This window comes from Paraburkholderia youngii (assembly GCF_013366925.1).
GTDB lineage: Bacteria > Pseudomonadota > Gammaproteobacteria > Burkholderiales > Burkholderiaceae > Paraburkholderia > Paraburkholderia youngii.
The window spans coordinates 673281-692416 of the sequence record NZ_JAALDK010000002.1 but is presented as its reverse complement, the minus strand read 5'-3'; the positions used below and the strand labels follow the sequence as shown (position 1 = coordinate 692416).

Sequence of the window (19136 nt, the reverse complement as noted above, 5' to 3'; positions counted from 1 at the left end):
TCTCCCTCGAACTCAGGCCTGAGCCTGTATTAGGATTTCCTCGCGCGGCTCGGTTGGCGGGTTACTCTGCCGACATGGCACTGCCCCCCAGATAGGCAGCGCGGACGCGGCTGTCCTGAGCCAGCTCGCGGGCGGACCCCGCGAGCGCAATGCGCCCACTTTCCAGTACGTAAGCCCGATGCGCGATTCGCAGCGCCTGGCGGGCGTTCTGCTCGACCAGAAGTATCGACGTGCCTTCGCGGCAGATGTCGGCGACCATGCCGAAGATCGCGCGGACCAGCTTCGGCGCGAGTCCCATCGACGGTTCGTCCAGCACCACGATACGCGGCCGCAGCATCAGGGCTCGGGCAATCGCCAGCATCTGCTGTTCGCCGCCACTGAGCGTGCCTGCCAGCTGGCTGCGGCGCTCGCCGAGCCGGGGGAAAGTCGCATACAGCTGATCCCTTCGCTGTTGCAATGCGGTACTGTCGCGCCGGATCAGATAGCCGCCGAGATGCAGGTTTTCCTCCACCGTCAGCGCTCCGAAAATGCGCCGCCCCTCCGGCACATGACCCAGGCCCAGCGCCACGATCTGGTGTGCGCGCAATCCCATCAGGCGCTGGCCATCCATCGCAATGTTGCCCGCGCGCGGCCGGATCAATCCGGAAATTGCCCGCAGTGTGGTGGTTTTTCCCGCGCCGTTGCTGCCGAGCAACGCGACGACCTCGCCCTGTGCGACGTCCAGCGAGATGCCGTGCAGCACTTCGACGGTCCCATAGCTGACGCGCAGATCGCGGATTTCTAGGAGTCCCACAGCGATTTCTCCCCGGCGGTATCGTCGCTCGCCTCGTCCTTTTCGGCTGTGCCGAGATAGGCATCGATCACACGCGGGTCCGCCTGGATCGCGGCGGGCGGGCCCTCGGCGATGATGACGCCGTGATCCATCACGATGATCCGGTCCGACACGCCCATCACCAGCATCATGTCGTGCTCGATCAACAGCACCGTCACGCCATGATCCCGGATTCGCCGGATCAGTTCCATCAGCGCGCGTTTCTCTGTGGGGTTCATGCCCGCTGCGGGCTCGTCGAGCAGCAGCAGGCGCGGGCTGCTGGCGAGCGCACGGGCGATCTCAAGCCTGCGTTGGTCGCCGTAGGGCAGATCGGCGGCGCGCTCGCCCGACCTGCCGGCAAGACCGACGAAGGCGAGCCAGCGCAGGCCCTCGGTGGAATGGTCCGCGGCCTCGGCGCGCGCGGACGGCAACGCCAGAAGCTCGGCGGCGAGCGGTGTCCGAAGCCGATGATCCATGCCGGTCAGCACGTTTTCGAAGGCCGTCATGTGGCCGAACAGGCGGATGCCCTGGAAGGTGCGCGCCATGCCTTGATGGACGATGCGATGGGGCGCGCCGCCAGCAAGCCGTTCTCCGCACCAGACGATCTGGCCGCCGGTCGGGCGGATCACGCCGGTCAGGCAGTTGAACACGGTCGTCTTGCCGGCGCCGTTCGGACCGATCAGGCTCACGATCTCGCCGCTTCGCACCAGGAAGCTGACCCCGCCGACCGCCAGCACGCCGCCGAAGCGGCGCTGCATGTCGCGCACCTCCAGCAGGGTCTCATCGGTGACGGCGTGGCTGGGCGCCGGCGCCCGATCGGCGTCAGCGCCCTTGCGCGCCGGCGCGACGCGGCGCAACGGCGCTGGCCACAAGCCCTGCGGCCTTAGCAGCATCAGGACCACGAGCCCGATCGCGAAAGCGAAGATGCGCCAGAGGTTGAGAAACCGCAGTATTTCCGGCAAGCCGGCGACGATGATGGCGCCGAAGATCACGCCCGGAATGCTGCCGCGGCCGCCGAGCACGACGACGATCAGGATCGTGACCGATTGCAGATACGTGAAGCCGGTCGGATCGATGGTGCCGAAGCGGGCGGCGAACAGGCTGCCGCCCAGCCCGCCGATCAACGCACCCATCACATAGGCGAGCAGCTTGACGCGCAGCGTCGGCACGCCGACGGCCTCGGCAGCCGCCTCGTCCTCGCGGATGCTGGTCCAGGCGCGGCCCAGCCGCGACCGGCCGAGCCGGATCGCGAACACGAGCACCACCACGAGGAACGCCATGCCCAGTTCGTAGAGCGCTTGCGGCGAACTGATCTCGAAGCCGAACAGGCTCGGGCTCGCGATGCCGAAGATGCCGTTCGGGCCACCCGTGATGTCGAGATTGGTGGCGACGATACGCGTGATTTCGCCGAACCCCAGCGTGACGATCGCCAGATAGTCGCTGCGCAGGCGCAGGGTGGGGTAGCCGATCACGATGCCCGATACCGCGGTGAACGCCAGACTGAACGGCAGCGTTTCCCAGAACGAGAAGTGCAGCAGGGTTTCCAGCAACGCTGTCGTGTACGCGCCGATCGCGAAGAAGGCCGCGTAGCCCAGATCGAGCAATCCGGCATAACCGACCACGATGTTCAGCCCAAGACCCAGGATCGAATAGGTGACGATGGTCAGGCCGACATCGACGACATAGTTGCTGGCGACTGCGGGCGGCGCGACGGCGGCGGCCAGCAGCGCAGCGCCGACAGGCCTGGCCCAGCGCGCGGAAGCTTGACGGGCGCTCATGAACTACATTCTCTCGACGACGCGTTCACCGAACAGCCCGGTCGGCTTGATCACGAGCACGGCGATCAGCACGCCGAAGACGAACACGTCGGTCCATTGCGAAGAGACATAGCCCGCGCCGAAGGCTTCGAGCAGGCCGATCAGGATGCCGCCCGCCATCGCGCCCGGGATGTTGCCGATGCCGCCGAGGACGGCGGCGGTGAACGCGCGCAGGCCCAGCACGAAGCCCATGAAGAAATTGATCTGCGTGTAGTAAAGCCCTTCCATGACGCCCGCCACGGCGGCCAGCACCGATCCCAGCAGAAAGGTGAGCTGGATCAGGCGTTCGACGTCGATGCCCATCAGACGCGCGGCGTCCTGATCGATGGCCAGCGCGCGCATCGCGGTCCCGAGGAACGTGTGATGAACGAAGAAATACAGCGCCAGCATCAGGGCCAGGCTTGCGACGATGATGCCGATCTGCGCGAAGGTGATCTGCACGCCGTGGAGCTCGAACCCCGCCTGGCTCAGCACATGCGGATAGGTGCGAAAGCCCGCACCGTAGATCAGCAGCACCCCATTTTGCAGCGCCAGCGAGACGCCCAGCGCGGTGATCAGAATCGACAGCCGCGGCGCGCGCAGCAACGGCTGATACGCGAGCCGCTCGATCAGCAGGCCGAGCGCGCCGGTGACCGTCATGGCGGCCGCCAGAGCGATCAGCAGTGCGAGGGCGAGCGGCAGATGCGCGGACGCCAGCACCATCAGGCCGGTCCAGCCGATGAACGCGCCGACCATGAACAGGTCGCCATGAGCGAAGTTGATCAGCCGGATGATTCCGTAGACCATCGTGTAGCCGAGGGCGACGAGCGCGTAGAACGAGCCGGTCGTCAGCCCTTCGATCACGAACTGGAAGAAGTCGCTCATGACGGCGCGGGGTGCGCAAGCGCGCCTACTTCATCGCCACCCAATGTCCGCTCGCATCCTGCCTCTGGTAGGGCTCGAACTTGTCGTCGTGCACGACGATGGTGATGTACACGGCTTTGCTGCGGTCTCCCTTCGGATTGAAGTCAATCGTTCCGGTCGCGCCCGGGTAGTTCTGGATCTTGTGCAGAGCAGCGGTGATCGCGGCAGGCTGTGCCGACTTCGCGTCCGCGATGGCTTTCGCCGTGACCCCGACCGCATCGTATTCATAGACCGAGTACGGTCCCGGCCCTTGCCCGTAAGCCTTCGTATAGTCATCGACGTAGGCGTGCGCGCCGCTCAGGAACTGCGCGAGCGGGGCGGTCGTGATGATCATGCCGTCGGCGGCGGGACCGGCCGTCTTCATCAGGGTCGGGTCATTGGTGGCGTCGCCGCCCATGAAGGTCATTTTCAGACCCAGTTGCCGCGCCTCCTTGACGATCAGGCCGGCTTCGGAGAAATAGCCCGTGTAGTAGATCACGTCAGGCTTGAGCGAGGAGACCCGTGTGAGCGTCGGTGAGTAGTCCATCTGACCGGGCGTGATCGAATTGGCGTACACCACATCGACGCCGTCCTTCTTCAGCGCTTGCACGGTGTTCTGGGCGAGGCCTTTGGAATAGGTCGTGTTGTCGTCGATCACCGCCACGTGCTTCGCGTGCAGCACGTCTTTCATGAAACTTGCCGCGAACGGACCCTGCTGGTCGTCACGGCCGATCGTGCGGAACACGTTGTCGTACCCCATCTCGGTCAACTGCGGATTGGTCGACGCATCCAGCACGTAGGGAATCCCGGCGCGATGAAAGGTGGTCGATTCCGGCAGCGCCGCGCTGGAGCAATAGCCGCCCGCTACCGCGACAACGCCCGCATCGACGAGTTTCTGCGCCGCCTGCACTGCGGTCTGCGCATCGCAGGCGTCGTCCTCGGGCACCAGCTCGATCTGCTTGCCGAGCACGCCGCCGGCCGCGTTGATCTTGGCGGCGGCGAGCTTCGCGCCATTGACGATATCCGTGCCGGCATTGGCACTGCTACCCGACAGCGGAACCGGCACGCCGATTTTGATGGTGGCGCCCTGGCTCAGCGCCGAACCGGGAACCATGCCCGCAAGCAGGGCCACGGCGGCCGCAACGCCCGCGACAGTCGTTCGCCGCGAGCCGCGCTCTGCACCGGACCAGCCAATCGTCTGAGCAAACATGTTAGCGACTCCTTTTGTGAGAGGGATCGGACGATCCGCCACACGGGCATACCGGTGACATCGGAAAGCGGACGGAAATGGGGTGATTGCGAGTGATTCAGTGATTCATACCCACCAGGTCAACAGCGTGACGGCTGGCTTGCACCGGAGCGCGGACACAAAAAGCGCTGCTTTTATGATAGGAGCCGGGGTGCGTTGAGACGGTATAGGGTATTTGCGTATAAACCGTTACACAAAGGCGCCTTCGATCCTCTACCTTTAAGAGGCAGCCGAACGCGACAAGACAGGACGACTCCGAAATGAGTGCGATTGCACAGCATGACGACGTGTACACGAGGCTCGATTTCACGCTGGACGACGGCATCTGCCGTCGCGCCGCGATTGGGCTCGTGGTGCTCGCGACCGATCATACGATTGAGCATGAGTGGCGGGGCTTGATGACGCAGGAGGGCGTGGCGTTCTACGAAAGCCGTGTGTATAACTCGGCGGACATCACGCCTGAACGGCTAGCGGAAATGGAGGACCGTATCGCACCGGCGGTCGCGCTGATCCGTCCGGCCGAGCGTATCGACGTGGTGGCGTTTGGCTGCACGTCCGCGTCGATGGTGATCGGGGAAGACAAGGTGTTCGCGCGGATTCGCGAAGCGCGTGCGGACGCCGCGTGCACCACGCCGATCACCGCGGCGCTGGCGGCGCTTCGTGCGCTAGGCGTCCAGCGTACGGCCTTGCTCACGCCCTATGTGCGTTCGATCAACGAATACATGCGCGACTATATCGAGTCGCGTGGTCACCGCATTTCGCGCATGGCGTCGTTCGAGCATGCGAACGATAACGAAGTGGCGCGGATCGATGCACTGTCGTTGCGAACTGGCGTCGAGCGACTTGCGCTCAATCGTGACGTGGACGCGATTTTCGTATCGTGCACGAGCTTGCGCATCGCCGGGTTGATTCCGGAGCTGGAAGCCGCGATCGGCAAGCCGGTGATCTCGAGCAACTACGCGATGGCGTGGCACGCATTGCGGCTCGCCGGCGTAGCTGACTCCGAGCCTCATCTTGGGCGGCTGTTTGCGCTGTGACGTTGTAGCTTGAACCGCGACGCAGCGGCACGCTGCGTTGCGCGAGCACAGCCCCTTTTGATAGTTCCACAGGACAGGAGGATTTTCCATGCCTGCTCATTCGCCCGATTTGCATGATCGTGTCGCCCTCGTGACCGGCGGATCGCGAGGAATCGGCCGCGCCGTTTCCCTCTCGCTTGCATCGGCTGGCGCAGCGGTGGCGGTCAACTATCGGCAACGCGGGAACGAGGCTGCTCAGATCGTCGGGCAAATCGAAAGTGCGGGAGGCCGTGCAATCGCGGTGCAAGCCGACGTATCGGTCGCGTCCGACGTCAAGGCAATGATCGATGAGGTGGAAAGCCGCCTTGGCGTCGTCGGTGTTCTCGTCAACAACGCGGGCACCGGAACGATCGTCGATATCGATAGGCTCACGGAAGCCGAATTCGATCGAACACTTGCGGTCAATCTGAAATCGGCGTTTCTGTGCACGCAGGCGGTGCTGCCCGGAATGCGCGCACAGCGCTGGGGTCGCATCGTCAACCTGTCGTCGGCCGCTGCCCGCGGCGCTGGGCTGGTGGGTGTGCACTACAACGCCTCGAAAGCTGGCCTCGAAGGGTTGACACGCGGTTATGCGGCGCGGCTGGCCCGCGAAGGCATCACCGTGAACGCCGTGGCCCCGGGACCGATCGACACGGAAATGGCCGCGCCGCTGAAGGCCGCGAACGTCGCGGAACGGCTTCCCGTTGGACGCCTCGGTGAAGTCGACGAGGTCGCCCAGGTCGTGCTGATGGTGGTCGGCAACGGCTTCGTTACCGGCCAGACGATCCCCGTCAATGGCGGCGTGAGCTTCATATGAGCCTCGGGCGGCATCAGCGCGAACGTTTCGCCGATGCTATTCGACACACGCTTCGTCTGACGGTGCTCTGATGTTCACCGCCCCGTCATTTTCCGGAGGATTTTCTGCACGATGCGCTCATGCTGCTCCAGCGCCTCATTGAGCGTACGTGCTCCGTAGCTCCTGTTGTCTTGCGTCTGCATTCCGGCGACGCGCGTGACGAACAGCAAAACCTCCGCGGTTTTCGGATTGGACACACCACGGAAGCGGGTCGTGACCGTCACACCGTAGTCGTCCAGCAGTGTGCGGCGGAAGATCAGTTCGTTTTCCGTCATCCAGCGCGACCACGCGTCGTGGTCGAACACCTCGACTGGCCGGTTCTTCGCATCGAGAACATAGATGCGTGCCGAGCTGGACGGGACCGGTGGCGTCTTCATATTTCAATGCGAAGGCGTGAGCAGGAAGTCCGTCGCCTCCCGCCACCAGGTTTGGTCGACGTGGCCAATCCAGTCGTTATGGTCAGCCGCCTTCACCATCATCAGTTTTCTCGGTGCGGACAGCGAGTTGTAAAGCGCCTCGCCGAAGCGCGCGGGGACGATGCTGTCGCGTTCGGCAACCATGACGAGAATCGGGCGGTCGAACGACGCCAGGTGGGTCGCGCTGTCGTATCGGTCGCGCAGCAGCCACCTCACGGGCAGCCACGGAAAGTGATGAGCGGCGACGTGCTCGAGCCGATCCCATGGCGTGATCAGCATCATGCCCGCGATCCTGTCGCGTTCGCGCGAGCCGGCCGCAGCCGCCACGCCGGCCCCAAGCGATTCGCCGATCAGCACGAGCGGCGCTCCATAGAGGCGATATGCGAGCGCGATGGTTTGTTGCGCATCGTCGACCAGACTCGCTTCGCCTAACGCACCGGTGCGCGGCCCGTAGCCTGGATATTCGGCGAGAATCACGCGCAGCCCGAGCCGGGTGAGCGCTGCGGCATAGAACGAGCGGTGGCCGGCATGCCCGGCATTGCCATGAAAGACGATGACCGTGGCGCGCGCGGAACCGTCCGGCTCTGCCACGAGGCCCCGGTACGCCTCAGGTGTCGGCCAGGCGCGCAGTCCGCCGGAGGTGATCTCCTCGATCGTGGCCTTCTGAGGGAAGTAGAGCAAACGATCCTGCAAGATGGCGACTCCGGCTAACACGATCAGGTACGTGACGGCGAGGCCGATCATCATTCGGGTGAATTTCATCGTCTTGCGCTCGACCCACCGAACTTTTCGATAGCACGCACCCAGTTTAGCGCGCAGTCGCCCCGGCAACGGATCAGGGTTGGCGTTTGCCCCGGCCACTAGCGGGCTTGCCAGCCGGCTTGCGTGAACCCGCAGCGGGCTTGCTGGCGGGTTGGCTGCGTGGCTTTTGCACGCTAGATGAATGACCGCTGGACGAGCGCGCGCCTTTGCCCACGGCCGCAGCGCGCTGCGCCGCAGGTTTGCGTTGGTTTTCGCCACTTTGCCGGCGCGGTTTTTTTCCGGGCGGCTGCATGGCGCCCGGTGCGGCTTGCGGCACCTTGGGCGGCTTGGGCTTTTTGGGCTTTTTGGGCTTCTTGATGATCTGGCCCGTCGCGCTGGTTTGCGGCACGCGGTGTTCGGCTTCGAAACCCGGCTCTTCTTTACGGGGCAGCGTTTGCCGGATCAGCGCTTCAATCGCGGCCAGTTGCGGCGCTTCGTCGGCACACACGAGAGACACCGCCACGCCGCTGGCGCCCGCGCGGCCAGTCCGGCCAATACGGTGCACGTAGTCTTGCGCCACGATCGGCAGATCAACGTTGATCACCAGCGGCAGGTCGTCGATGTCCAGCCCGCGAGCGGCCACATCGGTGGCCACCAGCATTTGTACTTCGCCTGCCTTGAAGCGCTCCAGCGCACGCAGGCGCGCGGGCTGCGGTTTGTCGCCGTGGATGGTGTCGACCGCATAGCCCGCTTCATCCAGCATCGCCGCCAGGTAATCGACGCCATTGCGGGTCTTGACGAACACCAGCGCGTGCTGCCAACGGTTCTCAGCCACAAGGTGCAAGAAGAGGTCAGGCTTGTTCTTTTTATCCACCGGCACCACCCACTGCTTGATCCTGCTGGCGGTGGCATTGGGCGGGCTGACGCTGATATTGACCGGGGCGCGCAGAATGTTCGCCGCCATCGCGCGGATATCATCGGTAAACGTGGCCGAGAACAGCAGGGTCTGGCGCTGAGCGGGCAAGGCGGCAAACACGGCGTTGAGTTCGCGCGCAAAGCCCAGATCCAGCATGCGATCTGCTTCATCCAGCACCAGCGTTTGTACCTGATCGAACTGCACTGCGTTCTGGCGATTGAGATCTAGCAGACGGCCCGGCGTGGCAACGAGCACATCCACGCCTTTGCGCAATTTCATCATCTGCGGGTTGATGCTCACACCGCCGTAGGCGGCCAGAAATCGTAAGTCGAGGCCTTTGCCGTAAGCGATGAAGCTTTGCAGCACCTGTTCAGCCAGTTCACGCGTGGGCACCAGCACCAGAACCCGGGCGCGATTGCTGGACACCGCCGGGCCGCATTGCGCCAGCCGTTGCAATAGCGGCAGCGCAAAGCCCGCGGTTTTGCCCGTGCCGGTCTGTGCCCCAGCCATCACGTCCTTGCCACCGAGCACGGCGGGAATCGCCTTGGCCTGCACCGGCGTAGGAGTCTGGTAATTGAGGCCCTGCACGTTAAGCAGCAAGGGATCGATCAGGCCAAGCGAGGCAAAGGACATTGACGTATTCCGGGCTAAAACCGCAATTCTAGCGGCTGCCCGACGGCCTCAAAGGTATGCCGTCAAAGGTGCGGCAAATCGTCGATGCATTTTTCGACATGATCGCCCGGGACATCCGTGTCGATCCCGGCGGGTCCGTCGGTGTGAGAGACACATACGATTTTTGGCCCGAGATACCGTGTGCCGCCAAGTGTAAAAAGGGACCAAACGACATCTCCCCGGCGGATCGCGGCGACGACTTCGACCACCTCCACGATCGCAGGGGGGGACAGCCATTCACGCGTCGACGGATCGACGGGAGCCCAACGCACGTGGGTGAACCTGTCGTTCGCCGGGTTGATGCGAACGGCGTCGATAGCAAAGGTTGTCACATTCACCTCCATCGTCCTGACAAAGGGATGTTTGCATTATGCGCCGCTTATTTCGCTGGGGAACAGCGGGACCCGGGAACAGCATGGGCCTGACAGTGACGCCTAAGCGGAGTTCGCGTCGCACCACTGAATCGCCCAACGCTGCGCCGCCTCCATCGCATCCACGTCGGAGGGGTAATCGCCGAGGTCGCCCGAATACTTTACCTCGACGGCCTCGCCACTCGCCGACGCGCGCCGGTAGATCTTTGCGCGAGCGTAATAGCGGCCGCCTTCATCGAGAGGTGACGCGTCGATGTGGAACTGCTGGTAGTCGAAATGCATGGCTATCTCCAAACGATTGCCCTGGTCGTCGTCGCGTAGGGCGAGCTGGACCGCGTTGTCGCCGCCAAGGTCGCTCCATCATTCTGCGAAGACGACATGTACATCGTAGGCAGCAAAAGCGAAGCTCGCTGAACGGCGAGAGCAGGCCCTTTTTGACGACGATGCGCTTAGCGGAGGCTGCGCCGCACGGGTAAAATCTGCGCGAAAACCTTTGCCGCCGACGCGCCTTCGCACCGACCACGCGCACCGGCCAACTACAACCAACCATGAATCCCGGCATCGTCTACGCCTTTTCCGCCTTCGTCATCTGGGGGCTCTTTCCCGTCTACTTCAAGACGCTCCACCAGATTCCCGCGCTCGAGATGCTCGCCCACCGGATGGCGTGGTCGCTCGTGTTCATCCTTGCGGTGCTCGTCGCGCGACACCACTGGGCGTGGCTGCGGCCCGCGCTGCGCGACAGGCGCCTGATCGGCCGCTTCTCCGCGAGTGCCGCGCTGCTTTCGGCCAACTGGGGCATCTACATCTGGGCTGTCAACGCGGGCCATATCGTCGAGGCGAGCCTCGGCTACTTCATCAATCCGCTGATCAACGTGTTATTCGGCTTCGTCTTCCTGCATGAGCGGATGCGCTCGCTCCAATGGTGCGCGGTGGCGCTTGCGGCGCTCGGCGTGGTATGGCTCACCTGGCAGAACGGCGCGCCGCCGTGGATCAGCCTCGCGCTCGCGCTGACGTTCGGCGGCTATGGCCTGTTGCGCAAGACCGCAAAGCTCGGCGCCCTCGAAGGCCTCGCACTCGAAACGGTGCTGCTCTTTCCCGTGGCGATCGTCTATCTGATGGTGATCGGCATGGCCGGCGCGAGCCATTTCACGCATGCGTCGCTCGGGCTGCAACTGCTGCTGGCCGCCGCCGGACCTATCACGGCCGTGCCGCTGCTGCTCTTCGCGGCTGCGGCGCGACGCATCCCGCTCTCGATGCTCGGCCTGATCCAGTACGTGACGCCCACGCTTCAGCTCCTCACTGGCGTGCTGATCTACGGCGAGCCGTTCGGATCCGTGCGCGCGATCGGCTACGGCGCAATCTGGGCAGCCCTCGCGCTCTACTCGTTCGAAGGGTTGCGTGGCACGCTGGCCGCTGCGCGGCAGGCGCGCACGGCGGCTTGAAGAGGTGAGGGCAGGCGGGTAGCGGCCGAGCTACGTCGAAACGCGGGCGATCCTCTTCAACCTTCGGCACTCGCACCGGTCAACGCGCGAACCCGGCTTTCATCGGCGGCCAGGTCGCGTGAACGGCCGGCATAGACGATACCGCCGTCGTCGAGCACGTAAGCATGATCGGCAATCGCGAGGCCCATGTGCGCGTTCTGCTCGACGAGCAGGACCGAAATCCCTTCGTCGCGCATCTGCGACACGACGCGAAACACCTCGCGCACGATCAGAGGCGCCAGGCCCTGAGAGGGTTCATCGAGAATCAGCAGCCGGGGATTGAGCAGCAGCGCGCGGGCAATCGACAGCATCTCCTGTTCGCCACCGGAAAGCTGGCGTCCGCGGCTTTCCTTGCGCTCGGCAAGCCGTGGAAACAGCTCGTATATGCGCGCAATCGTCCAAGGCCCGCTGCGCGCAAGCGGCACACGGAGATTTTCTTCGACACTGAGATTGGCGAAGATTCTTCGTCCTTCGGGGACATAGCCCACGCCCGTCGCGGCGATCCTGAACGTCGGCCAGCGTGTCGTATCCGCGCCGAAGATCGTCACGCGCCCCCGGCGTGCGGGTGTCAGACCCATCAGGGTCCGCAGCGTCGTGGTCTTGCCCGCGCCGTTGCGGCCAAGCAATGCCGTGATCCGACCTTCCTCGACCGCGAGGCTCACGCCGTGGAGGATGTGGCTCTTGCCGTAGTAGGTATGAAGTTCCTCGGCGGTGAGCGCGATGTTCATGCCACGTCACCCAGATACGCCACCTGCACGACCTCGTTCGCCGCGATTTCCGCCGGCGCGCCCTCGGCGAGCAGCGAGCCCCGGTCGAGCACCGTGATCCGGTCGGCAAGATGGAACACCACGCGCATGTCGTGCTCGATCAGCACGATCGTGAATTTGCCGCCGCTGCGCAGACGGCGAATCAGCTGGGTAATTTCGTAGGTCTCCTCGCCGCCCATGCCTGCGGTGGGTTCGTCGAGCAGCAGCAGGCGAGGGCGCAGCGCCAGCGCCATGGCGATTTCAGCAACGCGCTGGTCGCCGTGCGCGAGCTCGCCGGTCAGCCGGCCGCTTTTTGCCGCTAGCCCGGTGAGTTCCAGTGCTTCTTCGACGCGCTCGCGCACTCGGGTTCTTTCGGCGCGGCCGACCCACGGCCGCAAGCGGAATCCAGCCGCAACCTCCGCGCTGATGAGCACGTTTTCGAACACCGTGAGTGCGGGAAAGATCTCGGTAATCTGGAACGTGCGGGCGATGCCGTTCGCGACGCGTCGATACGCCGGGACCGCCGTGATGTCCTGCCCGTCGAACACGATCGTTCCCGTGGTCGGCCGGAAGAAGCCGCTGATGAGATTGAAGAAAGTAGTCTTGCCGGCGCCGTTCGGTCCGATGATGGCACGCAGCTCGCCTGCTTCGACCGCAAGCGAGACGTCGCGTACCGCAGCGAGGCTGCCGAAGCTCTTGCTCACGTGCGTGACTTCCAGAACGCTCATGATTCGCTCCTGCGGCGCAGAACGCCGAGCAGACCCCGAGGGAAGAACAGCACGATCGCGATGAACAGCATGCCGACGAACGACATCCAGTTGACGGTGATGCTCGACAGGTAGTCCTGCAGCACGACGAATACCGCGGCGCCGAGAAGCGGTCCCCACAGGCTGCGCATGCCGCCCATCACCGCCATCATGACGAAGTCGCCGGACTGGCTGAAATGCAGCCCGCGCGGGTCGGCGAAGTTGTTCAGAAGTGCATAGAGCGCACCGGCGAACCCCATGAAAAAGCAGGAGAGAGTGAAAGCGATCCAGATATGGCGATCGGCGGGAATGCCGAGAAAGCGCGCGCGCCGTTCGTTTTCGCGGATTGCGATCATCGTGCGCCCGAATGGGGAACGCAGGATGAAGCCCATCAGACCGACCGCCAGCGCGAGGCAAAACAGCACGAAGTAATAGAACGCATCGGCATTCGAGAGGATGTCGATGGTCGTGATGCCAAGGTGAAGCGGCATGCGCGAAAATCCGCGCAGACCGTCGTCGCCGCCTGTCAACGAACTCCATTGGAACGCGATGTAGTAGAAGACCTGTCCGAAGGCGATGGTGACCATCGCGAAATAGACACCGCGCCGCCTCGCGCAGAGCGCACCGAGCAGCGCGCCGGCGATCCCGCCGAGCAGCGTTCCGCACAGAAGAGCGAACGGCGTGCTCGGTGCAACGAATTTCAGCGCGAGGCCTGCGCCATACGCACCCAAACCGAAATACGCAGCGTGACCAAACGACAGCACGCCGGTGAAGCCGAGCAGAAAATTCACCGACATCGCCGCGAGACCCAGCACGAGCACCCGTGTGCCAAGCGCGGTGTAGCCTCCGAGCGGCGGCATCCAGTACGGGGCGAGCAGCAACACGGTCCAGATCGCCGCAAGCGTGATCAGTCTGCGGTGCCTCGCCTGTCGCGCTGCGCTCATGTCAGCATGCCCTCCTCGCCGAGCAGGCCGCGGGGGCGCAGCAGCAGCACGACGGCCATCAGCACGTAGATGATCGCTTCGCTTGCCGCGGGCAGAAACACCGCCGTGATGCCGGAGGCGACGCCGATCAGCAGGCCGCCGAGCAGCGTGCCCGTGAGGCTGCCAACGCCGCCGACGATGATTGCAATGAAGCTCGGCATCAGGAGCCCGGTTCCCATCGTCGGCTCCAGGCCAAGCTGGCCGGCGGCGAGCACTCCGCTCAGACCGGCGAGAAAGGCGCCGACGGCAAAATTGAACGAACGCAGCCTGCCCACGTTGATGCCGAGCGCTGCCACGGTTTCGAGGTCGAGGGTACCGGCGCGGATACGGATGCCGAGTCGGCTATAGCGTAGCAGGACGAAAAGCAGCGCTACCGTCGCCGCCACCGTGACGACCATGAAGAGGCGATAGCCGGTGACGAAGAACAACGTATTGCTCAAAGGCTGGGACAGCACCGACGGAATGGTCACCGGTTTGCCTTGCGCGCCCCAGATGAAGCGGGTGCCGTCCTCGAAGATGAAGGCAAGGCCGAACGTCAGGAGCAGGCTGTAGAGCGGGTCGCGCCCATAGACTCGTCGGATCAGCACCCGTTCGATGGCGAGGCCGATCAGCGCGATGCACGGCGGCGCGATCAGCAGCGCGCCCCAGAAGCCGACGTAGGGCGTGATCGTATAGGCAACATAGCCGCCAGCAACGAGGAAGCCGCCGTGAGCGAAGTTGATGACGTTGCTCAGGTTGAGAATGAGCGATAACCCGAGCGCCATCAGCACGTAAAACGCGCCGATGATCAGACCGTTGGTGACGTTGAAGAGCAGCAGTTCAGTCATCGCCCACCATTCTTGTTATGGCGCCCGTGGCGCCCGTGCTTCGCTTCCGCTTGCGCAATGAGAACCGCGCCCGGCGATCCCGCCGGGCATTTGCGCTATCAGGAGGGCCACTGCAGCTTGCAGCCCGTTTCACTCTCGGGAGGTGCGGTCTTGTCACCCGCGATCACGCGTTCCACGCGGAACAGGTCTTCCGGGTCGCCGGCCGGCTGGGATAGCGCTTCGCCCACGAACGACGACGTCATCAGCTGGTGATCCCCCTTGCGGTAGTAGCACTTGTTCGGCTGCAACCTGACGTCGTCCGCCAACTCGAAGCCGCCGAGCGCTTCGGCGAGCTTTCTGGCGTCGAGCGTCTTTTCCTTGTTGGCGATGGCGGCCAGGGTATGCACCGATGTATAGCCGAACCAGTGACGCGCGGTGGGAACCTTACCGCCGTTCACCTTGCGGATGTCGGCCACGAACTTCTCGACTCCCGGCACCCCCGGCTGCTTCCAGTACCACTCGAACATCCAGATGCCGACACGCGCGTCCGGCGGCATCGCCGCGAGCGATTCGAGCTCCTGCTGCAGCCCGGCGATGTGAATGCTCTTGCCGATACCGAACTGAGCGATCTGCTTCAGGCAGTTGACCATGTCGGAGCCTTGCGGGAGCACGAGCAGCACGTCGGGGTTCGCCGCGCGCGCCTTGATCAGATAGGCGGAGAAGTCGGTCGTGCCGAGCGGGGTGAGCTCGTTGCCGGTCATCGTGCCACCGAGCTTCTGCAGATCGGCGGCCGCGGCCTTCTGCAGCGTGTGGCCGAACGCGTAGTCCGGTGTGATGAAATGCCACTTCTTGCCGTACTTGGTGAACAGCAGGTTCGCGACGGCGTTCGCCTCCATGCTGGTCGTGTTGCAAACGCGATAAACGTTCCATTTGCAGTCGACGCCCGTGATCGTATCGGTGTGGCCGCCCGAAACGATATGCAGCACCTTCTTCTCATTGCTGACCTGAGAAATGGCCTGGGCGATACCGGAGTTCACGTCGCCGATGAGGAACGTGACCTGATCGCGTTCGATCAGCTTGCGCGCCTTCTGCACGCCGGTGCCGACGTCGTTTGCCGAATCTTCGACCATGAGTTCCACGGGGCGTCCCAGAATGCCGCCTTGGGCATTGATCTGCTGAACGGCAAGCCGTGCGCCCGTCACTTCATTCTGTGCTACCGCAGCATAGACGCCCGTCAGCGGATCGACCATGCCGATTCGCAACGGAGCTTCGCCGCGCGCCTTGATGATGAAGGGCGGCGCCAACTGCAGTGCGGCTGTTGCGGCAGTTGCTTTGAGTATGGTGCGCCGACTGAAAGCGGGGACACGACCTGGTGTTTTCATAGGGTTCTCCCTCACCGTGATGTCGAATCTTTCGAACCGCGGAATGGTGTGTCCGCGCGTGCGAAACGCGCGCTATTCGATCTTGAACGCGTTCAACGGAATCCACAAGACTGCGTTTTCCCGCTGTCGGATGCGCGACCGCGCCTGTACATGGGCTGCCGTATAACTTCTGTCTGGAAGCCAATCGTCTGCGATTCGCAGACGCGATGCGAGCGATAAAGTTGGCGGGCGTGTGCCGCGCAGTCGAAAGACAAGGCGCAGCAAACTAAATTCTCGAGAAGTCGTAGTCTCGTTCAACGAGGCAAATACGGGTTTTGTAGGATTCGTACCATTTTTCCCGGCCGGTCTGTTGTGCTACCAGATGCATTGAATCACGTTTCCAGGCGGAGATGGATTCGAGGCTATCCCAATAGGAAACCGTAATTCCAAGTTCCTCCCGCGCAGACTCGACGCCCAGGAATCCGGGCTGTTTTGCGGCCGCTTCGACCATTGCATCGGCCATGTCTTCGTACCCGTTGTCCCCGGGGGTTCGGATGGACGTGAAGATCACCGCGTAATAGGGAGTGGCTCTGGTGTTCGCTATAGACATTCTTACCTTCCTTCGGTCTTTTGCTATTGATGGTTTTGAAGTGCACATTGTCGGCGATCCGTGTCACGTCGTCGAGCCGCGTGTCTGGAACCGGGGCAGCGAGCTATCTTCCGTGCAATATACTTCCGTATAGCCAGGAGACTCACCGTCGAAGCCAGGGCGGATAGCGGTCCCCCGGTAACGAAGTTGCTAATAGGGGGCACTTAAATGCGAAACTGGCTCCTGATTCCAACAAAAGAACAATGGAATAAATGGTCTTTGCCCAGCAAGCTCACTTTTGCGGGGACTTTCGTCGGAGTTCTGAGTCTTCTTTTGACAGTTCTGTTCTTTGTTTTGCCGCTGATCTTTGCGTCCGATCCGACAGAAAAACGGTTGGACGGTGCGTTGCTTGCCGCAATCGAAGATGCCAAATCCATCAGGAGCCAGCTCTCGTCACTCAAACAAATGGGGGAATTGAAATCGAAGGGTAACGATATTGCCGTTCCTTCATCCAAAGACGGCCCAGCGATAGTCGAGTCTTCCGCAATGAAGCAACTGATGGATGACGGCGATTTTTATCAACGATTGTCACCGCTTCTTCGCGAAAGACTGCCGAAGTTCATCCAAATAAGAAATGCTCTACTGAATGGGCTCGGCCGGGCACAACCAGATATTACGCAGCCCGGGACGCTCCGTCTTTTGGATATCGAGCTCGAAACCGAAACTAATTGTCTCATTCTCGAACGTCAGCTTCGTTCAGGCGAGATGACGAAGGATCGGCACGACGAATTATTTAATGCGGCGCTCGAACTTCAGGCGTTAAGAATGCGTCTTCCAGCACCAGGCGACCGCGGTAACCTCCCTGGCCACACGCCTGGCCCCTCGGCAGAGGGCCAGGTAAAAGATCCGCCGGGGCAGTGAATCATGCTGCTTTAACCGCCGACTTAATAGTTATTGCGAGACGCGTCGCTCACGACCGCTGAGGTGCGAACGGCCAAGGAGTGCCGACCGACCAGGGCAACGTCTGAACGTCAGCAATGACCTGACTGTGTCAGGCCGGCGGCAGCACTACGACGACCACCCGTCATTTCCCAGCATGGTTCGACGACATGCCGGTGCACCGCAATGACACGCGTACTGGGCGCGAACCTCGTCGGTGACCGCACCGTCCACTGACAGACCGTAGTTGATGAAAAGCTCCTCCCCGGGGGCGATCGTGGCGAGCGCATGAATGAACACCCGGTCGCCCGTTTCGATGGCCTCGCAGTTGGGGGCGCACGCATGGTTCAGATACCGCGCGCTGTTGCCGCCGCGGCTGCCGTCGATCACGCGTCCATCGGACAGACCGAACACGAACGTGTGGCCCGCGTCGGCTCGCTGGCGGGCGGCGGCGCGCCGCCAGCTGGTCACTTCCCCCTTGTACTCGATGACCCGTTCGCCCGCGGCGATCGGCTGCAGCGCGAACAGTCCCATGCCATGCACGGGTGAGCGTCGTGCGGTGATGCGTCGCAATCGCATGTTGTCGTTTCCTTCGCGACCCTCGGTCGTTGCATGTGGTTTAGCGGCGATGCGAAGCATATCGCCACGCACTCACGCGCTCAATATATTTCTTAATAAAACTGCAACTAACTGTCAAGGACCGCCGCGCCAGGAGTTCCGGCTTCGCCGCAAAGAGGCTGGCAACGCCCGACGGTCAGAGGGAGGCCATCAAGTCGCATGTCGACGCCATCGCAGTGGCGCAACAGTCGCCTCAGGCAAACGAGCGGCTGGCCGCCGCCGCGCGCTTGCGCAGCCAGTTCATGCAGGCGAAGAGGGCGATCGCGAACGCCATCAGCAGGGTGGCCACGGCGAGGATCGACGGGTCGATCTGGTCACGGATGCCGCTCCACATCTGCCGCGGCACGGTGCGCTGCTCCGGGCCGCCGATGAACAGAATGACGATCACTTCGTCGAACGATGTCGCGAATGCAAACACACTGCCGGTTGCGACGGCGGGTGCGATCAGCGGCAGCGTGACGCGACGAAATGCGACCCACGGCTGCGCACCCAGACCCGACGCCGCGCGAAGCAGGCTTTGATCGAACGACAGCAGCGAAGCGGTCACGGTAATCACCACGAAGGGCGTACCGAGCGCGGCATGCGCAAGCACGACGCCGGTATACGAATTGACCAGCCCGAGCGGCGAAAAGACCAGATAAAACCCCGCCGCGACGACGACGATCGGCACGATCATCGGCGACACGATGATTGGCATGATGATCGAGCGGTAAGGGAACTGCGCGCGGCTCAGGCCGAGCGCGGCCAGCGTGCCGAGCACCGTCGCGATCAGCGTCGACGCCGCGCCAATGCCGATGCTGTTCGCAAACGCGCGTTGCCAGTCCGGCGAACTCAGCGCCTGCGCGTACCAGCGCAGCGAGAAGCCCTGCATCGGGTACGAGAAGAACGAGCCGGAGTTGAACGACAGCGGCACGATCGCGAGGATCGGCGCGACGAGGAAAAAGAAAATCAGCGCGCAATGCACGCGCAGTGCCGCGCCCGAGATGCGTTCCGAGAGTAGCCGGGTTCGTCCGTCTTTCATCTGAGTCTGCCTGTTGATCGACTATCCGAATGAGCGACAACCAGCTAGCGGCGTTTGCGC

21 protein-coding genes are annotated in these 19136 nt (G+C 63.2%); 4 read left to right on the top strand and 17 right to left on the bottom strand.

Annotated features, from left to right (window positions below; all coding sequences use genetic code 11):
* Nucleotides 1–61 precede the first annotated feature (61 nt).
* From G5S42_RS34495 to G5S42_RS34480, 4 genes are read right to left on the bottom strand one after another with little or no spacing between them, the layout of a single operon-like run.
* A complete protein-coding gene (locus tag G5S42_RS34495; RefSeq protein ID WP_176111231.1) occupies nucleotides 62–793 on the bottom strand; it encodes an ABC transporter ATP-binding protein in 732 nt (243 codons plus the stop codon).
* Nucleotides 781–2589, bottom strand: coding sequence for a branched-chain amino acid ABC transporter ATP-binding protein/permease (locus G5S42_RS34490; protein ID WP_176111230.1), 1809 nt, complete (start codon nucleotides 2587–2589; stop codon nucleotides 781–783). The genes G5S42_RS34495 and G5S42_RS34490 overlap by 13 nt, the downstream gene beginning before the upstream one ends.
* Nucleotides 2590–2592: 3 nt before the next feature.
* Nucleotides 2593–3492: a branched-chain amino acid ABC transporter permease gene (locus tag G5S42_RS34485; RefSeq protein ID WP_176111229.1), complete on the bottom strand. Its 900-nt coding sequence runs from the start codon at nucleotides 3490–3492 to the stop codon at nucleotides 2593–2595.
* Between the two features lie 25 nt (nucleotides 3493–3517).
* Nucleotides 3518–4720, bottom strand: a complete 1203-nt coding sequence (locus G5S42_RS34480; protein ID WP_176111228.1) for a branched-chain amino acid ABC transporter substrate-binding protein — start codon at nucleotides 4718–4720, stop codon at nucleotides 3518–3520.
* A 299-nt stretch (nucleotides 4721–5019) separates the two neighbouring features.
* Here G5S42_RS34480 and G5S42_RS34475 point away from each other — a divergent pair, with 299 nt between their 5' ends.
* Both G5S42_RS34475 and G5S42_RS34470 read left to right on the top strand, forming a co-directional pair.
* The gene (locus G5S42_RS34475) at nucleotides 5020–5796 is read left to right on the top strand and encodes a maleate cis-trans isomerase family protein (protein ID WP_176111227.1); all 777 of its coding nucleotides are present in this window, start codon (nucleotides 5020–5022) and stop codon (nucleotides 5794–5796) included.
* A gap of 88 nt (nucleotides 5797–5884) precedes the next feature.
* Nucleotides 5885–6631, top strand: coding sequence for an SDR family NAD(P)-dependent oxidoreductase (locus G5S42_RS34470; RefSeq protein ID WP_176111226.1), 747 nt, complete (start codon nucleotides 5885–5887; stop codon nucleotides 6629–6631).
* A gap of 74 nt (nucleotides 6632–6705) precedes the next feature.
* On the opposite strand, the gene G5S42_RS34465 is transcribed toward G5S42_RS34470, so the two are convergent.
* The 5 genes from G5S42_RS34465 to G5S42_RS34445 all read right to left on the bottom strand — a co-directional run bounded on the left by G5S42_RS34465 (nucleotide 6706) and on the right by G5S42_RS34445 (nucleotide 10068).
* Nucleotides 6706–7047 (bottom strand): hypothetical protein, encoded by a 342-nt coding sequence (locus G5S42_RS34465; RefSeq protein WP_176111225.1) that lies wholly within the window; start codon nucleotides 7045–7047, stop codon nucleotides 6706–6708.
* Between the two features lie 3 nt (nucleotides 7048–7050).
* Nucleotides 7051–7848 carry an alpha/beta hydrolase gene (locus G5S42_RS34460; protein WP_176111224.1) on the bottom strand — a complete coding sequence of 266 codons (798 nt, stop codon included), beginning with the start codon at nucleotides 7846–7848 and terminating at the stop codon, nucleotides 7051–7053.
* A gap of 73 nt (nucleotides 7849–7921) precedes the next feature.
* Complete coding sequence (locus tag G5S42_RS34455) at nucleotides 7922–9376, bottom strand: DEAD/DEAH box helicase (RefSeq protein ID WP_176111223.1); 1455 nt, start codon at nucleotides 9374–9376, stop codon at nucleotides 7922–7924.
* A 62-nt stretch (nucleotides 9377–9438) separates the two neighbouring features.
* A complete protein-coding gene (locus G5S42_RS34450; protein ID WP_176111222.1) occupies nucleotides 9439–9747 on the bottom strand; it encodes a hypothetical protein in 309 nt (102 codons plus the stop codon).
* A gap of 102 nt (nucleotides 9748–9849) precedes the next feature.
* Nucleotides 9850–10068, bottom strand: a complete 219-nt coding sequence (locus G5S42_RS34445; protein ID WP_176111221.1) for a hypothetical protein — start codon at nucleotides 10066–10068, stop codon at nucleotides 9850–9852.
* Nucleotides 10069–10334: 266 nt separating this feature from the next.
* On the opposite strand from G5S42_RS34445, the gene rarD reads away from it, so the two are divergent.
* On the top strand, nucleotides 10335–11228 hold the full coding sequence (gene rarD, locus G5S42_RS34440; protein ID WP_176111220.1) for an EamA family transporter RarD: 894 nt from the start codon (nucleotides 10335–10337) through the stop codon (nucleotides 11226–11228).
* A gap of 56 nt (nucleotides 11229–11284) precedes the next feature.
* On the opposite strand, the gene G5S42_RS34435 is transcribed toward rarD, so the two are convergent.
* From G5S42_RS34435 to G5S42_RS34410, 6 genes are all read right to left on the bottom strand, one after another.
* Nucleotides 11285–11995 carry an ABC transporter ATP-binding protein gene (locus tag G5S42_RS34435; RefSeq protein ID WP_176111219.1) on the bottom strand — a complete coding sequence of 237 codons (711 nt, stop codon included), beginning with the start codon at nucleotides 11993–11995 and terminating at the stop codon, nucleotides 11285–11287.
* Complete coding sequence (locus tag G5S42_RS34430; protein WP_176111218.1) at nucleotides 11992–12741, bottom strand: ABC transporter ATP-binding protein; 750 nt, start codon at nucleotides 12739–12741, stop codon at nucleotides 11992–11994. The genes G5S42_RS34435 and G5S42_RS34430 overlap by 4 nt, the downstream gene beginning before the upstream one ends.
* Nucleotides 12738–13703 (bottom strand): branched-chain amino acid ABC transporter permease, encoded by a 966-nt coding sequence (locus G5S42_RS34425; protein WP_176111217.1) that lies wholly within the window; start codon nucleotides 13701–13703, stop codon nucleotides 12738–12740. Before G5S42_RS34425 ends, G5S42_RS34430 begins: the two co-directional genes overlap by 4 nt.
* Complete coding sequence (locus tag G5S42_RS34420) at nucleotides 13700–14569, bottom strand: branched-chain amino acid ABC transporter permease (RefSeq protein WP_176111216.1); 870 nt, start codon at nucleotides 14567–14569, stop codon at nucleotides 13700–13702. Before G5S42_RS34420 ends, G5S42_RS34425 begins: the two co-directional genes overlap by 4 nt.
* A gap of 98 nt (nucleotides 14570–14667) precedes the next feature.
* Nucleotides 14668–15930, bottom strand: a complete 1263-nt coding sequence (locus tag G5S42_RS34415) for an ABC transporter substrate-binding protein (RefSeq protein ID WP_176111215.1) — start codon at nucleotides 15928–15930, stop codon at nucleotides 14668–14670.
* A gap of 265 nt (nucleotides 15931–16195) precedes the next feature.
* Complete coding sequence (locus G5S42_RS34410; protein ID WP_176111214.1) at nucleotides 16196–16519, bottom strand: antibiotic biosynthesis monooxygenase family protein; 324 nt, start codon at nucleotides 16517–16519, stop codon at nucleotides 16196–16198.
* A gap of 207 nt (nucleotides 16520–16726) precedes the next feature.
* Between G5S42_RS34410 and G5S42_RS34405 the strand changes: the two genes are divergently transcribed.
* Complete coding sequence (locus G5S42_RS34405; protein WP_176111213.1) at nucleotides 16727–17419, top strand: hypothetical protein; 693 nt, start codon at nucleotides 16727–16729, stop codon at nucleotides 17417–17419.
* Between the two features lie 147 nt (nucleotides 17420–17566).
* Here G5S42_RS34405 and G5S42_RS34400 read toward each other — a convergent pair whose 3' ends face one another.
* Together G5S42_RS34400 and G5S42_RS34395 are read right to left on the bottom strand one after the other, a co-directional pair.
* Entirely contained in the window at nucleotides 17567–18016 is a 450-nt protein-coding gene (locus G5S42_RS34400) for an SET domain-containing protein (RefSeq protein ID WP_176111212.1), read from the bottom strand.
* Nucleotides 18017–18248: 232 nt separating this feature from the next.
* Nucleotides 18249–19076, bottom strand: coding sequence for an ABC transporter permease (locus tag G5S42_RS34395; RefSeq protein WP_176111211.1), 828 nt, complete (start codon nucleotides 19074–19076; stop codon nucleotides 18249–18251).
* Nucleotides 19077–19136: the final 60 nt, after the last annotated feature.

Excerpts from the sequence above, each read along its gene's own strand:
- G5S42_RS34420 (WP_176111216.1), bottom strand. The coding sequence starts at position 14,569 with ATGACTGAACTGCTGCTCTTCAACGTCACCAACGGTCTGATCATCGGC.
- G5S42_RS34470 (WP_176111226.1), top strand. The coding sequence starts at position 5,885 with ATGCCTGCTCATTCGCCCGATTTGCATGATCGTGTCGCCCTCGTGACC.
- G5S42_RS34485 (WP_176111229.1), bottom strand. The coding sequence starts at position 3,492 with ATGAGCGACTTCTTCCAGTTCGTGATCGAAGGGCTGACGACCGGCTCG.
- G5S42_RS34435 (WP_176111219.1), bottom strand. The coding sequence starts at position 11,995 with ATGAACATCGCGCTCACCGCCGAGGAACTTCATACCTACTACGGCAAG.
- G5S42_RS34395 (WP_176111211.1), bottom strand. The coding sequence starts at position 19,076 with ATGAAAGACGGACGAACCCGGCTACTCTCGGAACGCATCTCGGGCGCG.
- G5S42_RS34455 (WP_176111223.1), bottom strand. The coding sequence starts at position 9,376 with ATGTCCTTTGCCTCGCTTGGCCTGATCGATCCCTTGCTGCTTAACGTG.
- G5S42_RS34400 (WP_176111212.1), bottom strand. The coding sequence starts at position 18,016 with ATGCGATTGCGACGCATCACCGCACGACGCTCACCCGTGCATGGCATG.
- G5S42_RS34425 (WP_176111217.1), bottom strand. The coding sequence starts at position 13,703 with ATGAGCGCAGCGCGACAGGCGAGGCACCGCAGACTGATCACGCTTGCG.
- G5S42_RS34480 (WP_176111228.1), bottom strand. The coding sequence starts at position 4,720 with ATGTTTGCTCAGACGATTGGCTGGTCCGGTGCAGAGCGCGGCTCGCGG.
- G5S42_RS34405 (WP_176111213.1), top strand. The coding sequence starts at position 16,727 with ATGCGAAACTGGCTCCTGATTCCAACAAAAGAACAATGGAATAAATGG.
- G5S42_RS34415 (WP_176111215.1), bottom strand. The coding sequence starts at position 15,930 with ATGAAAACACCAGGTCGTGTCCCCGCTTTCAGTCGGCGCACCATACTC.
- G5S42_RS34465 (WP_176111225.1), bottom strand. The coding sequence starts at position 7,047 with ATGAAGACGCCACCGGTCCCGTCCAGCTCGGCACGCATCTATGTTCTC.
- G5S42_RS34445 (WP_176111221.1), bottom strand. The coding sequence starts at position 10,068 with ATGCATTTCGACTACCAGCAGTTCCACATCGACGCGTCACCTCTCGAT.
- rarD (WP_176111220.1), top strand. The coding sequence starts at position 10,335 with ATGAATCCCGGCATCGTCTACGCCTTTTCCGCCTTCGTCATCTGGGGG.
- G5S42_RS34475 (WP_176111227.1), top strand. The coding sequence starts at position 5,020 with ATGAGTGCGATTGCACAGCATGACGACGTGTACACGAGGCTCGATTTC.
- G5S42_RS34490 (WP_176111230.1), bottom strand. The coding sequence starts at position 2,589 with ATGAGCGCCCGTCAAGCTTCCGCGCGCTGGGCCAGGCCTGTCGGCGCT.
- G5S42_RS34410 (WP_176111214.1), bottom strand. The coding sequence starts at position 16,519 with ATGTCTATAGCGAACACCAGAGCCACTCCCTATTACGCGGTGATCTTC.
- G5S42_RS34460 (WP_176111224.1), bottom strand. The coding sequence starts at position 7,848 with ATGAAATTCACCCGAATGATGATCGGCCTCGCCGTCACGTACCTGATC.
- G5S42_RS34430 (WP_176111218.1), bottom strand. The coding sequence starts at position 12,741 with ATGAGCGTTCTGGAAGTCACGCACGTGAGCAAGAGCTTCGGCAGCCTC.